Below are 13,591 nucleotides of genomic sequence, written 5' to 3' on the forward strand. Positions count from 1 at the left end.
CTACTCCTCCAGCGTCGTGCCGGCAGCGAAATCGAAGTCCTGCAGCTCACCGGCGTTGTACTTCTGATAGGCGGCAAGATCGAAGTGTCCGTGACCGGACAGGTTGAAGAGGATGACCTTGTCTTCGCCGGCAGCCTGGGCGTCCTTCGCCTCATTGATCGCGGCCAGGATAGCGTGGCTGCTCTCGGGCGCCGGCAAGATGCCCTCGGCTCGCGCGAACTGCACGGCGGCGTCGAAGCACGCGGTCTGGTCCACGGCCACGGCCTCGACCTCTCCCTCGTGCACCAGCTGGCTCACGAGAGGCGAGTCGCCGTGATAGCGCAACCCGCCGGCGTGGATGCCCGCCGGCACGAAGTCGTGGCCGAGCGTGTACATCAGCATCTGCGGCGTCATGCCCGCCTCGTCGCCGAGGTCGTAGCGGTACTCGCCCGCCGTGAGCGTGGGACATGCTTTGGGCTCGACGGCCAGCAGGCGAGCCTTGCTCTTGCCTTGGAGCTTGCGGTGATAGTACGGGAACGCGATCCCGGCGAAGTTGCTGCCCCCGCCGATGCACCCGATGACGACGTCGGGCTCCTCCTCGGCAAGTGTCATCTGCTCGATGGCCTCCTGGCCGATGATCGTCTGGTGCAGGCAGACGTGGTTCAGGACCGAGCCGAGCGAGTAGTGCGTGCCGGGATCCTTGATCGCTACCTCCACGGCCTCGGAGATGGCGATACCGAGGGAGCCGGTGGAGTCCGGATCCATCGCCAGCACATGGCGGCCGGCATCGGTGAGATCGGTCGGCGAGGCGTGCACCGTGCCGCCGTAGGTCTCCATGAGGATGCGGCGATACGGCTTCTGCTCGTAGCTCACCTTGACCATGAAGACCTCGACATCGATGCCATAGAGCGCACCAGCGATCGAGAGCGCGCTGCCCCACTGGCCTGCGCCGGTCTCGGTGGAGATCTTGGTGATGCCCTCCTGCTTGTTGTAGTACGCCTGCGGGATGGCGGTGTTGGGCTTGTGCGAACCAGCCGGGCTCACGCCCTCGTACTTGTAGAAGATCTTGACGCCCGCCGGCAGGCCGAGGTCGCGCTCAAGCTGCCTGGCGCGCAACAGAGGCGATGGACGGTAGGTCTTGTACACGTCGATGACCGCGCCCGGGATGTCGATCCAGCGATCGGGCGACATCTCCTGCTTGATGCACTCCATCGGGAAGATCATCGCGAGCCGCTCGCCGATCTGCTCCATCGTGAGCTCGGTGCCGTCGGGCGCAAACGCCTTCGGCGGCGCCGCCGGGGTCTTCAGGTCCGGCATGATGTTGTACCAGGCCTCGGGGATCCTGGTCTCGTCCAGCCCGAACCTCGTCTTGTCACTGCCCATGTCTCTCACTCCTCCCGCCGGAGCGCCTCGCCCCGGCAAACCGGTCTCCGCGAGCGTTCCGCTCACGGTCGTCACCGCTTCCCTATCGTCTCGAGCGCTTCCGCACGCCCGTAAGCTTTCTCACGGCCTCCTCGGGGACCGGCGCCCGCATGAGCGATGTCCCAACGAGCACCGCATCGGCGCCTGCATCCGCGGCGGCCTCGACATCCGCACGCACCCGGATGCCGCTTGCCGCGATCACGAACAGTTCGCAGCAGTACGCGGCTTCAGATACGAGCTCCAGTTGGGACGCCCTGTCCACCTCGAGGGTGTGAAGGTCCCGCGCGTTCACGGCGACGACCTCGACCTCGAGCGTGCATGCCTGATCCAGCTCGTCGAGGTCCGCCACCTCGACGATGGGACCGAGACCCAACTCCCACGCAAGGTCGACGTACTCCCGCGTTCGAACCCCCAGGACGCTGATCATCAGAAGCACCGCATCCGCACCGCTGGCGCGTGCCATGTAGAGTTGGATCGGATCCACCACGACGTCCTTGCACAGCATCGGCAGGTGGACCGCGTCCACCGCGTCCGAGAGGTCGGCGAACGAGCCGCCGAAGTACTCCGGCTCGGTAAGCACCGAGACGGCGGCCGCTCCACCGGCGGCGTACATCCGTGCCTGCGCCGCCGCCGAACACTGCGGGGCGATCGGCCCCTCGCTCGGCGATGCTTTCTTCACCTCGGCGACCACGCCGACGTCGTCGCGGTCCCGTAGGAGCATGAGATCCTCTCTCGGCCGCGGCTCCCTGCCGCAACGGAGAAGCGCCATGCGCTCCATGTCGTTCAGGGAGGAGAACTGGGCGCGAACACGTGCCTTGCGATGCTCCACGATGGTGTCGAGGATGCTCACGAAGCCTCCTTCGCCAGGCGCACCGAGGTGGAAGCCAACCGCTCCAAAGCCTCTAGCGCGCGACCGCTGTCGATAGACTCGCGGGCGCTGACCACTCCGGCCGCCAGGTCGGCCACGGCGCCTGCGGCGAGCAGAGCGGCCGCGGCGTTGAGAAGCACGATGTCGCGCCGCGCTCCGTGCTCACCTTCCAGCACCGCGCGCACGAGAAGAGCGTTGGCGGCAGGGTCCCCGCCGGCGGTGTCGGACACGGCGCCACGCGCGATGCCCACCTGCTCTGGCGTCACCTCGTACATGCGCACCCCCGCGCCCGAGGCCGCATCGAACTCCGCGACCGTGGTGGGACCGCTCGCCGACACCTCGTCCATCCCGGGATGGCCGTGGACCACCAGCACGCGCTCGGCGCCGAGGCGTCCGGCCACCTCGGCGAGCACAGGCACGAGCCTGGGATCGTACACACCAAGCAGCGATCGGGTCGCACCGGCCGGGTTGGTGAGTGGGCCGAGGATGTTGAAGACCGTGCGGATGCCTATCTCGCGACGGGTGGGCCCGGCATGACGCATGCTCGCATGCAGCGATTGGGCGAACAGGAAGCCCACACCCACCTCGTCGATGCACCGCGCGATGTCGGCCGGACCGAGCCCGATATCCACACCGAGCGCCTCGAGGACGTCCGCCGCACCCGATGACGATGACACCGCCCGGTTGCCGTGCTTGGCCACCGGCACTCCCGCACCGGCGACCACGAACGCGGTCGTCGTGGAGATGTTGAACGTATGCAGGCCGTCACCGCCTGTGCCCACGATATCCACGTAGCCCAGCACGGTCGGACGCACCGGTGTCGCGTGCTCGCGCATCGCCCGGGCGAAGCCGACGATCTCATCGACCGTCTCGCCCTTCATGCGCATCCCCACGATAAGCGCCGAGATCTGCGAGGGCGTCGCCTCGCCGTCCATCACGATGCCCATCACCCGCTCGGCTTCATCCTCGTCGAGCGACCCGCCGGCCGTGACGCGCGCGATCGCCCCGGACACCGTGGTCACCTCGGCCATCCGGGCCGACGACCGCGCCACGCCTCCCGCTGCGGCGATCGCCGCGGGAGCCTCGGGTGTCGACCGCTCGAGCGGCACTTCGCCACACACATCGAGGAAGTTGGCGAGCAACTTGGTGCCCTCGGGAGTGAGCACGCTCTCCGGGTGGAACTGGACGCCGAAGACCGGCAACTCGCTATGGCGAACCGCCTGGATGACCCCGTCGGCGGTGGTCGCCTGCACCACCAGCGGTGGCGCGATGCTCGCCGCGTCCACGCACAGCGAGTGATAACGCGTCGCCGTGAACGGGCTCGGGATGCCCGAGAACAGTCCGGCGCCATCGTGAGAGACGTCGTCCGTCTTCCCGTGCACGAGCTTCGGAGCCCTGCACACGGTACCGCCGAACACCTCGGCGATCACCTGATGGCCGAGACACACGCCGAGCACGGGCACTTCGGCTGCCGCGGCGCCACGCACGACGTCGGCCGAGATCCCGGCGTCGGCCGGCGTACCGGGACCCGGTGAGATCACGATGCCCTCCGGTTCGAGCGCGAGCGCCTCGGTCGCGGACAGCGCGTCGTTACGCCTCACTTCGACCTCGGCTCCGAGTGCCGCAAGCAGCTGCACCAGGTTGTAGGTGAACGAATCGTAGTTGTCGATGACCAGGATCATCGGACCACGCCCCCGTCGCACTCGGCCGGCCGGGAAACCACGGCCTCTGTCCTCGGATGCTCGCGCCTCCCGGCGCTCGCATCCTGCGAAAGGATCGGCCTTAGGTTTCCCGCCCCGTCCTCGGCTGCATGTGTGGCGTTCTCCTCGTCATGCATCCCAGCCGCGAGCTCGAGCGCGTGATGGAGGGCCTTCGCCTTGTGCAGGCACTCCTCGTACTCGCGCTCGGGATCGGAGTCGGCCACGATACCCGCCCCGCTCTGCAGGTACGCCATGCCGCCGGTGAGGACGAACGTGCGGATGGTGATGCACATGTCCATGGCGCCATCCACGCCGAAGTAACCGACCGTGCCGGCGTATGGCCCCCGGGCGGCGGGCTCGAGCCCGGTGATGATCTCCATCGCGCGCACCTTGGGTGCGCCCGATACCGTCCCCGCCGGAAACGTCGCCCGGAGCGCGTCGAACGCGTCCTTGTCCTCGGCGAGCGTGCCGGTCACGTTGCTCACGATATGCATCACGTGGCTGTAGTACTCGACCTCCATGAGCTCGTCCACGGTCACGGTCCCCGGCCGACTCACGCGTCCGATATCGTTGCGGCCAAGATCCACCAGCATGACGTGCTCCGCGCGCTCTTTGTCGTCCGCCAGCAGATCCGCGCGCAGCCGGCCATCCTCTGCAGCGTCCGCGCCACGGGGCCGCGTGCCGGCGAGGGGCCTGGTGAGCACCTGGTCGCCTTCGACACGCACAAGCGGCTCGGGACTCGAACCCACGAGCGTCACGTCGTTGGTGCGGATGTAGAACATGTAGGGACTCGGATTCACTGCACGGAGCACCCGGTACAGATCGAGACCGTCACCGTCGTACGGGGCCGAGAACCGCTGCGACAGCACGACCTGGAAGATGTCACCGGCGGCGATGTGCTCCTTGGCCTTCTCGACCGACGCGATGAAGTCGTCGCGATGCGTGTGCGCGTGCAGCGGCACTGGCGCGCTCATTCCCACGGCGCCCAGCTCGGCTCCCCCCGGACCCCGGTCGATGCGAGACAGGCAATCGTCGATCCTGCGTAGCGCGGCATCATACGCTGGCCCCGGCGCGCCGCCTGGTCGCACCGGAGCGATGACCTGCAACACCCGCCGGGCGTGATCGAACGCGACCACGATGTCCGCCATCATGAACACCATGTCGGGCACATCGAGGTCGTCGTCACCGTGGCGCGGGACCCGCTCGAACCCGCTTGCGGCCTCATACCCCACGAACCCCACCGCGCCGCCCACGAACAACGGGAGCCCCGGGACGCGCGCGACGCGGCCGGCCTTGAGCCGTTCGGCGACGACCTCGAGCGGGTCCCCGGCGCGCAGGCCATGGACGCTTCCGTTCTCGACCACCACCTCACCCCGCCGGGCGGTGATCACCTCGCGATCGCCCACGCCCAGGAAGCTGTACCGGCCAAGCCGCTCTCCCCCGATCACGCTCTCGAGCAGGAACGCGTGACGCGCTCCCTCGGCAAGCGCCATGAACGCCGAGATCGGCGTGGTGAGGTCCGCGTAGACCTCACGCGCGACCGGCACGACATCGTATTCGGCGGCCAGACGTACGAACTCGTCCTTCGTTGGCAGGATCACCTGCGTCTCCTCTCGGCACCCCCGGGCATACAAAAAAGCCCTCGTCCTCTAAGGGACGAGAGCTCTGCTCCCGCGGTGCCACCCTTGTTGCCGATGCCTCCCGGCTCCGGCCACTCGTCCTGCAGTACGCCGACCTTGTTCGGTCTTGATACCCGGTCCCTTGTATCGGTGGGCGTCCGCCGGAACTACTGGGCACGATGGCTGTTGCTCCGGAGCCTCAGGGGTCCATTCCTGCCGATCGCTCACGCCGGGTTTCCACCGTCCCCGGCTCTCTAGGCTTCACGATTCGGAGTACTACTCCCCGTCACAGGCCGCATGTTCGATTGTTGCGCACGATAGCAGGGTGTCGGACGTCGTGCAAGCGCGTCCGTGACGGACCCGGGCACATCCGATGCGCGAACCGCTATCATCATCGGTGGCCCGCAGCCGCTACGGATCGGACATCGATGACCGCTGACTCACACGAAACGAACGGTATCGCACACGCGCCCGGAGCGGTTGGGAGATGGGTCCTCGCGATCCGCCCCAAGACGCTCCCCGCGGCTGTTTCGAGTGTCGTGATCGGCACCGCTCTCGCCGCGAACGACGGCGGCTTCTCGCCCGGTCCGGCGCTGGCGGCGTTCGCCGTCGCGTTGCTTCTGCAGGTGGGAAGCAACCTCGCCAACGACGTCTACGACGCGGAGCGCGGGACCGACACCGAGCAGAGACTCGGCCCGACCCGCGTGACGCATACGGGATTGCTCACCCCGTCGCAGGTCAAGACGGGCATGAAAGTGGTACTCGGCCTGGCGCTCGTGATCGGCCTGTATCTCACCTGGGTACGCGGACCGCTTGTGCTCGTGATCGGCGTTGCGGCCATCATCGCTGCCGTGGCGTACACCGGCGGACCGTACCCGCTCGGCTACCACGGCCTTGGAGAGCTGTTCGTCTTCGTGTTCTTCGGGCTCACGGCGGTGGTGGGCACCTACTGGGTGCAGACCGGCACCACCACACCGCTCGTATGGCTCATGGCGGTGCCTCCGGGCCTGATCATCACGGCGGTCCTGGTGGTCAACAACTTGCGCGACATCGAACAGGACCGTGTCGCCGGGAAGCGCACGGTGGCCGTGCGGATAGGCGCGCCTGCCACCAGGGCCGAGTACGTGGCATGCCTCGCCGGGGCGTATCTCGTGGTGAGCGCTGCAGTGATCGCCGGCGCGCTGCCACCCGCCACCCTCGCGATCTGGCTGTCCGTACCCGTCGCCTGGCACGCCACGCACCTCGTCCTCACCGCAGAAGGGCGTCCGCTCAACGTCGCGCTTGCGGCCACCGGCCAGACCGCGCTTGCGTTCAGCCTGCTCTTCGCGCTCGGCCTGCTCCTGGGCTGACCGCTACGCCCCGGCGCGCCGCCATCGTGTGGAGATCCGCTCGGCCACGTCGATCGCCTCGTACAGCACGACGCCCGCCAGCGCCATCGCCAGGATACCCGCGAACATGCGCGGGTAGCCGATGCGACCCCAGGCATCCATGATGAACCAGCCGAGACCATCCGTGCCGGCGATCGACTCGGCAACGAAGAGCACCGCCACGGCGGTGCCGGTGCTGATGCGCAGGGCGGTGAAGATCTCCGGCAACGCGGCGGGGAACACGACGTGCCTCGCGATATCGAGCCGCGAAGCGCCGAGCGACCTCACGGACAGCACGGCGCCCTCCGGCACCGCGCGGGCAGCGTCCCGTGCGGTGAGGAGGATCTGGAAGAACACGATCGCCGAGATGAGGACGACCTTCGAGACGTTCCCGAGCCCGAAGAGCACGAGCAGCACGGGAAGGAAGACCACCTTCGGCACCGGGTATGTGAGGAAGATCAGCGGCGCGAAGACGCTGTCGGCGGTGGCGGACCTTCCGATCGCGAGGCCGAGAGGGACCGCGAGCGCTGTTCCGATCGCCATCGACGCCACCACCCGCCAGAGCGACAGCGCCGCGTGCGGCACCAGTTCCGGCACCAGCGTGACGAACAGCGGAAGCGCCTCGGCGGGCCCGGGCAACGCCGGTGAGCCAAGCAGCACGGCGAGCGCCTCCCAGCCCGCGAGCAGCACGAGGACCGCGAGCGCGTAGCCTACCGGTCTGCTGAGGCCGCCTCTCATGTGGCCACCCCGGGATCGGCGTGGAGCGCACCCTCGGCCGCGAGGATCTCGCGCACCTCCGCGCACCGCTCGTGGAACGCGGGATCCTGGCGGTAGTCGGTCTCCCCCATCCCGGGGTTCTCGATCACGCGTCCCACGCGACCGGGCGACGGCGACATCACGACGATGCGCTTGCCGAGGAAGACCGCCTCCTCGATGGAGTGGGTGACGAGCACCTGGGCGTGTCTCCGGCCGCGCCACAGACCGAGAAGCACGTCCTGCAGGTCCTCCCGCCTGAGAGCGTCGAGCGCCGAGAGCGGCTCGTCCATGAGCAGCAGGTCCGCATCCAGGGCCACGGCCCGGGCCAGCGCCACACGCTGCCGCATCCCGCCCGAGAGCTCCCCGGGATAGGCATGCGCAAACTCGCCGAGCCCCACGCGCCGCAACGCCTCGCGTGCCCGCTCGCGTGCGATATGCGGGTCCGAGCCACGGATCCGGAGACCCAGCGCGGCGTTGTCCTCGGCAGTCTTCCACGGAAGCAGGCCATGGTCCTGGAGTATGAGCGAGGTGGCCGTGCGCGGGCCCGCCACAGGTCGCCCGTCGACGCGTACGTCGCCCGCCGTGGGGACGAGCAGCCCGGCCGCCAGCAGGAGCAGCGAGGACTTCCCGCAGCCGCTCGGGCCGATCACGGACACGGGTTCGCCCAGAGCGACCTTCAGGGTGAGACCGTCGAGCGCCTGCACATGCCTGCCTCGACCGCCATAGGTGAGCGATACGCTGTCGAACGCCAGGAACGTCATCTCGCGGACGCTACTCCCCGCCGAGAAGGTCGGACACGGTCACCTCGGATGTGAGGTAACCCCGCTCGTCCATCCAGTCGAGGACCGCCTGCACCTGCGTGGCGTCCGGCGGCGCAGCAAGCGGATAGCCGCTGACCTGGTAGGTCTCCGCCAGCGCCTCCGGGAGCCCGGCCTTATCGATGAGCGTGGACCGGTAGTCGTCGGGCGCGTCGTTGATGTCACTCACCGCTGCGTCCCACGCACTCAGGAGCGCTGTCACCGACGCGGCTCCGGCCTCGGTCCGGGCGTATTCCGCGCTCACCACGAGAACGCTCTGCGAGAGGTTCGCCGATGCCGCGGTATCGTCTCCGCCAGACACCACCCTGGCGCCGCTCTGCTCGGCGAGACTGACGAACGGCTCGGGAAGCGATGCGGCGGCGAGCTGCCCGGACATCAGCAGCTGGTACCGCACCGGCATCTTAGGGACCTCTTCTTTGACGACGTCGTCAGGATCGACCCCCGCGTCCTGCATCAGGCGATCGAGCACGTATTCGGTGATCGTTCCCGCCGCGGTGCCTACTGCCGTCCCTTGGAGGTCCGCGATCGTCTCAGCGTCCGATCCCGGGGCGGCCACGATGGCGAAGCGGCCCTGGGCGGTGTCCGCGCCGAGCATGACCGTGGGGATGATCACCGGCGTCCCCGCCGCATGCAGTTTGGCGGCGACGATGAGATCGGTCATCAACGCGTCAACGGTGCCTGCGGTGAACGCCGCCTGGCATTCCTGCGCGCTCTGGAACGTCACGATCTCCACATCGAGGCCCTCGGACGCGAAGTGCTCGCGCTCCTCGGCGACCCATAGCGGAAGGGAGTCCTGGGTGGCCAGCGTCCCGATGACGATCGCTGCCGGCGCGACGCCCTCGGAGCCGCCGTCTGCGGGAGCCGCTGGAGTATCGTCCTGCGCCGCACAGCCCACGAGCAGCAGGAGCGCGGCCATCATGGCGACGAGGAAACATCGGGTGATCGAACCATCGCGGATCATCGTGCACCGCTCTCCTTCTCGAGTGTATCCACGCACGGAGCACCCAGTGTACACCGGCGACGCGAGCGACGGCGGGCTAGGGATTCTCGGGGGTCTCCGGCGCCACGTAGTCGGGGTCACCCAGGCAGTAGAAGTAGCCGTCCCGGGAACCCACGTAGATGCGGCCCTGCCAGACGATCGGCGTCGACTCGAAGCTGCCTGCGGGGAAGCTCGCCACTTCTGTGACCGCCACTCGCCATTCGCGACCCTCGGCGTCGGTGAGATCCACTCCCTCTGTGGCGTCGTAGTCGATGCGGAACACGTTCATCGTGGCCCCGTAACCGCCCTGGATGATGTAATCGTCCACCATGATGGGAGTGGAGATACCGCCGCCCACGTACTCCTTGAAGACGAGCTTCGGCGTGGGCACGTCCTGCTCGCCGTGCGGCCCCGTGGCGGTGCCGTCGAGCTCGTCCTGCGAGACCACGTACAGGTTGCCATCGATGGCGGTGAAGCACGCAAGGGCCGGGCGTTGTGCGTCGGACCCGTACGAGTCGTTCACCGCCACTGACCCGATGACGCCGCCCTGCCAGTCGGCAAGACCCCTGTTCTCCGTGGGGAAGAACCAGACCAGGGCCTCATCCGCGGGCTTCGAGGGGTCGAGCTTCAGGACGCCGCCCTTGCCGGGGATGTACTGCCGCTCCACCGCCTGCAGGATGTGGCCGTCGGCGGTGGTGACGGGCGAGCCGTCAAGATCGGAGCCGATCCAGTAGTCCCATACGACCGAGAGGTCGCTCATCTCGAGGCCGTAGACGTGCCCGGCGCCCGATGCGAGATACAGCGTGTCCCCTATCACCGACGGCGAGCTCTCGAGCACGAGGTTGCCCCCGTGCGACGACGCCCGCTCGTCGCCGAGCAGCAGCTGTTCGTGCTTGATGACCGGCCACCGGTGGCCGTCACGCTCCTCCGTGGTGGTGGGGTCGACCGCATACACATGCCCCGTCTCGATCGCCACGTAGAGCGTGTCGCCGATCATGATGGGGCTCGAGTCGGCGTCACGGCTGTAGCTGCGGCTCCGGGGCGCCGTGAGCCGCCACAGCTCCTCGCCGGTCTCGAAGTCCACGCAGCGCACGGGCGCGATCGATGGATCGGCGATGGAGCGCGGGAACCCTCGCCGGGAGCCGCAGACCACCGCGAGCTTGCCGGTGTCGGGCATGCGGAAGACGGTGGGGCTGCCCTTGATCACGTCGTCGAACTCGTACGCCCAGAGCTCCTCGCCCGTCTCGGCATCGATCTTCACGAGGTCGTGGTCGAACCCGCCGACGATGAGGTAGAGACGACCGTCGTCCCGCACAAGCGCCGGCTGGCCGGTCCAGCCGGTACCCGCCCACGTGACCGGACCGCTCGAGCTCGCCGTGCCGCCGGTCGTTCCGGAGCCGATCGCGGTACGCCAGATCACCGAGAGCTCCTCGGGCACCGGACCGATGCCGTAGAAGCGCCTCGTCTCATCGCCGAGGAACGTGGCTACCTTGATGCCGTCGGTGGTTGGATCCGGGCCGTCCGGCTCGGGCAACTCTACGGTGACCGTTGGCAGCACCGACTCGATCGCAGGCCGCTCGGGTGCTGGTGGCGCCACATCAGCGGCCTCGCACCCGGCGAGCGCGGCCACCCCCGCCAGGGCGACGACCACCCTGAGAACACCGAGCATACAGGCACGGCTCCGCACGAACGCCCCTTCCGTCCAACGTGATGGAACCGGTCTGCCGGCCCGGTCCTTATGAATCATACATCCCCGCACCGTCACGCTCGAACCCCTCCTGCAGCTCGATGCGTGGCGCTACCGGGGCCGCGGGCCACCCGGGCATGTTCGGCTGCGGAACGTATGCGGCCCCCTCGGCGCCCAGCGTCTCACGCAGCCGGGCGACCCGCCGCATCTCCGGGTCGTCCTCGGGAGCGAAACCGTAGCCAGCCCAACAGAAGAACAGCTGCGAGTACGCGTCGCCCGCTGTCGGCACATGGTTGTCACGCTCGAGGACGCGTTCGATGGCCCCCAGCATCGACCGCGGGTCCTTCAGGAGCATCATGCCCTCGGCGTCGGCCTTCTCGGCTGCGGTCCATGCGGCCTCGCGGTGGTACCACGACAGGACCTCCGTGACCACGACCGCAAAGCCGTACAGCACGAGCGAGCCCGCACGCCAGTCGGTCTCGCGACGCCGGCCCAGGGGCATCGTGGCCGAGTCCTCATAGCGCACCGGCTCGTGACGCAGGTCGTAGTCGCGCATCGCCCAGATTGGCCCCATCAGCGCCGAGGAGGCCGTCGCCCACAACGTGTCCTGCGACACGACACGTGCGATCAGGTTCGCGAACACCGCACGCTGGTCGTCCACGCTGGTCTTTTCCAGCATCCCGCGTGTGACCCCGATACGGACCTTCTCGATCGACCTGCCGAGCACGAACGCGTTCACGCCCCGCGTGTCGATCACGTAGAAGCGAGGGGTGCACGGGAGCCCCGCCGCGATCGCCATGTCCCGCAGAGCGCTCTTGGTCGGCCGCAGCGTTCCGCCCTTGGGCATCTGCGCGCCGAGCTTGCGCAGCAGCCGCGTCTCAGCGTGCAGCAGACGCTCCACCGACCATGCCCAGGACGCGACCACCGACGCGACACCCAGGATGATCGCGACCACGGCAAGCACCTGACGCCCCGACTCCGTGGTGACTGAACGGACGACCTCGCCCGAGAAGACGGCCACCATGCCACCGCCGAGTGCTGCCGCTGCAGCGAGCGCCACGAACAGCGTGACGGCGGCCAGAGTGGTGAAGACCAGCATGAACGCGGCGAAACGCCGGTGGTTGCGGGCGATACGCGTCTGCAGCGGCTCGATCCGCGTCACCCGCACGCCTGATGCCACCGCATCGGCAAGTGCCGGGGATGGACGGCGGGCCATGGCGTCTACTTCTTGCGGGAGTCGAGTTCGGCCGCGAGGTCATCCAGGGTGAGACCGTCGCGGACCATCACCACGAGCAGGTGGTACACGAGGTCGGCGATCTCGTAGCGAAGATGTCCGTTGTCGCCATCCTTGGCGGCCATGATCACCTCGCCGGCTTCCTCGGCGATCTTCTTGAGAAGCGAGTCCTGCGGTCCTGACAACAGCCCTGTGGTGTAGCTGCCCTCCGGCAGGTCGCGCTTGCGCTCCTCAAGGACGCTGAAGAGCCCGTCGAGCGAGCCGCCGATGGCCGACGCCCTGCCGGGAGCCGGGACCGCTGATACGCCTTCCTCGCCGAGCACGCGGTAGAAGCAACTCCGCTCACCCGTATGACACGCACCCGGGCCCACCTGGTCGACGGTCACGAGCAGGCAGTCAGCGTCGCAGTCGTACCGGATCTCGCGGACGGCCTGCACGTGGCCCGAGCTCTCGCCCTTCTGCCAGTACTTCTGACGGGACCGGCTCCAGAACCACGTGTAGCCGGTCTCTACCGTCTTGGCGAGCGACTCGGCGTTCATGTACGCCACCATGAGCACCTCGCCGGTGCCCTCCTGCTGGATCACCGCGGGTATGAGCCCGTTGTCGTCGTACTTCATGTCCTCGATGCCGAGTGCGTCTCGCTCTTTGTCCACAGATACCTCCGGGTCGGGTGACACACGTATTGTAGCGGGCCTGCGAGATGGTATATGCGCCGGATGGCCTACCGTGCCGCGGTACCGCCGGCGGCGTCTCCGTGGGGCGCACCGTCCATGCGCACCGCACGCTGATGGACCATCGTCCACCCGAACACCATTCCGATGGCCCAGGGCAGGCCCACAGACAGCGTGGCGCTCACCCATGATGCCACGCTCGACATCTCCGCAAGACCGCCGGTTGCCACCACCAGGGCAAGCGACCACTGGAAGCCGAACACAGACGCGACCCCCACCACGATCCCGGGCCACATGCGACGCGACACACCCACGGCCGCCGCAGTGCCGAGCGGCACCAGGAACCACCACGCGATGGCCAGGATCCGGCCGTCCACCGGGGTGATGAACCAATCGTTGGCGTACGGAGCGAGGGCCGCCAGCCCCACGACCGCCGCCGGACAGAGAAGTCCGAGCACAAGTCCAAGAGCGGTCCTCAAGGAACGAGCCAT

General features: G+C 68.2%; 12 protein-coding genes. 1 reads left to right on the forward strand and 11 read right to left on the reverse strand.

Annotated features, from left to right (window positions below; all coding sequences use genetic code 11):
- The 4 genes from MSB02_RS07955 to trpE all read right to left on the reverse strand — a co-directional run bounded on the left by MSB02_RS07955 (window position 1) and on the right by trpE (window position 5,570).
- A complete protein-coding gene (locus tag MSB02_RS07955; protein WP_267194703.1) occupies window positions 1–1,362 on the reverse strand; it encodes a TrpB-like pyridoxal phosphate-dependent enzyme in 1,362 nt (453 codons plus the stop codon).
- Between the two features lie 82 nt (window positions 1,363–1,444).
- Entirely contained in the window at window positions 1,445–2,251 is an 807-nt protein-coding gene (locus MSB02_RS07960; RefSeq protein ID WP_267194704.1) for an indole-3-glycerol phosphate synthase TrpC, read from the reverse strand.
- The gene (trpD, locus tag MSB02_RS07965) at window positions 2,248–3,951 is read right to left on the reverse strand and encodes an anthranilate phosphoribosyltransferase (protein WP_267194705.1); all 1,704 of its coding nucleotides are present in this window, start codon (window positions 3,949–3,951) and stop codon (window positions 2,248–2,250) included. The genes MSB02_RS07960 and trpD overlap by 4 nt, the downstream gene beginning before the upstream one ends.
- The gene (trpE, locus tag MSB02_RS07970) at window positions 3,948–5,570 is read right to left on the reverse strand and encodes an anthranilate synthase component I (protein WP_267194706.1); all 1,623 of its coding nucleotides are present in this window, start codon (window positions 5,568–5,570) and stop codon (window positions 3,948–3,950) included. The genes trpD and trpE overlap by 4 nt, the downstream gene beginning before the upstream one ends.
- Before the next feature lie 446 nt (window positions 5,571–6,016).
- Between trpE and MSB02_RS07975 the strand changes: the two genes are divergently transcribed.
- Entirely contained in the window at window positions 6,017–6,937 is a 921-nt protein-coding gene (locus tag MSB02_RS07975) for a 1,4-dihydroxy-2-naphthoate polyprenyltransferase (RefSeq protein ID WP_267194707.1), read from the forward strand.
- 3 nt (window positions 6,938–6,940) lie between these two features.
- Here MSB02_RS07975 and MSB02_RS07980 read toward each other — a convergent pair whose 3' ends face one another.
- From MSB02_RS07980 to MSB02_RS08010, 7 genes are all read right to left on the reverse strand, one after another.
- Entirely contained in the window at window positions 6,941–7,693 is a 753-nt protein-coding gene (locus MSB02_RS07980) for an ABC transporter permease (protein ID WP_267194708.1), read from the reverse strand.
- On the reverse strand, window positions 7,690–8,472 hold the full coding sequence (locus MSB02_RS07985) for an ABC transporter ATP-binding protein (protein ID WP_267194709.1): 783 nt from the start codon (window positions 8,470–8,472) through the stop codon (window positions 7,690–7,692). The genes MSB02_RS07980 and MSB02_RS07985 overlap by 4 nt, the downstream gene beginning before the upstream one ends.
- 10 nt (window positions 8,473–8,482) lie before the next feature.
- Window positions 8,483–9,490 carry an ABC transporter substrate-binding protein gene (locus MSB02_RS07990; protein ID WP_267194710.1) on the reverse strand — a complete coding sequence of 336 codons (1,008 nt, stop codon included), beginning with the start codon at window positions 9,488–9,490 and terminating at the stop codon, window positions 8,483–8,485.
- 76 nt (window positions 9,491–9,566) lie between these two features.
- Window positions 9,567–11,177, reverse strand: a complete 1,611-nt coding sequence (locus tag MSB02_RS07995) for an outer membrane protein assembly factor BamB family protein (protein ID WP_267194711.1) — start codon at window positions 11,175–11,177, stop codon at window positions 9,567–9,569.
- 67 nt (window positions 11,178–11,244) lie between these two features.
- Complete coding sequence (locus MSB02_RS08000) at window positions 11,245–12,411, reverse strand: M48 family metallopeptidase (RefSeq protein WP_267194712.1); 1,167 nt, start codon at window positions 12,409–12,411, stop codon at window positions 11,245–11,247.
- A 5-nt stretch (window positions 12,412–12,416) separates the two neighbouring features.
- The gene (hisIE, locus tag MSB02_RS08005) at window positions 12,417–13,082 is read right to left on the reverse strand and encodes a bifunctional phosphoribosyl-AMP cyclohydrolase/phosphoribosyl-ATP diphosphatase HisIE (protein WP_323748519.1); all 666 of its coding nucleotides are present in this window, start codon (window positions 13,080–13,082) and stop codon (window positions 12,417–12,419) included.
- A 68-nt stretch (window positions 13,083–13,150) separates the two neighbouring features.
- Entirely contained in the window at window positions 13,151–13,591 is a 441-nt protein-coding gene (locus MSB02_RS08010) for a hypothetical protein (protein WP_267194713.1), read from the reverse strand.

The organism is Anaerosoma tenue (genome assembly GCF_023161965.1).
Lineage (GTDB): Bacteria > Actinomycetota > Coriobacteriia > Anaerosomatales > Anaerosomataceae > Anaerosoma > Anaerosoma tenue.

Bases quoted from the DNA above. Each gene is read 5' to 3' on its own strand.
- trpD (WP_267194705.1), bottom strand. From the start codon at position 3,951: ATGATCCTGGTCATCGACAACTACGATTCGTTCACCTACAACCTGGTG.
- MSB02_RS08000 (WP_267194712.1), bottom strand. From the start codon at position 12,411: ATGGCCCGCCGTCCATCCCCGGCACTTGCCGATGCGGTGGCATCAGGC.
- MSB02_RS08010 (WP_267194713.1), bottom strand. From the start codon at position 13,591: ATGGCTCGTTCCTTGAGGACCGCTCTTGGACTTGTGCTCGGACTTCTC.
- MSB02_RS07995 (WP_267194711.1), bottom strand. From the start codon at position 11,177: ATGCTCGGTGTTCTCAGGGTGGTCGTCGCCCTGGCGGGGGTGGCCGCG.
- MSB02_RS07980 (WP_267194708.1), bottom strand. From the start codon at position 7,693: ATGAGAGGCGGCCTCAGCAGACCGGTAGGCTACGCGCTCGCGGTCCTC.
- MSB02_RS07975 (WP_267194707.1), top strand. From the start codon at position 6,017: ATGACCGCTGACTCACACGAAACGAACGGTATCGCACACGCGCCCGGA.
- MSB02_RS07955 (WP_267194703.1), bottom strand. From the start codon at position 1,362: ATGGGCAGTGACAAGACGAGGTTCGGGCTGGACGAGACCAGGATCCCC.
- MSB02_RS07990 (WP_267194710.1), bottom strand. From the start codon at position 9,490: ATGATCCGCGATGGTTCGATCACCCGATGTTTCCTCGTCGCCATGATG.
- MSB02_RS07985 (WP_267194709.1), bottom strand. From the start codon at position 8,472: ATGACGTTCCTGGCGTTCGACAGCGTATCGCTCACCTATGGCGGTCGA.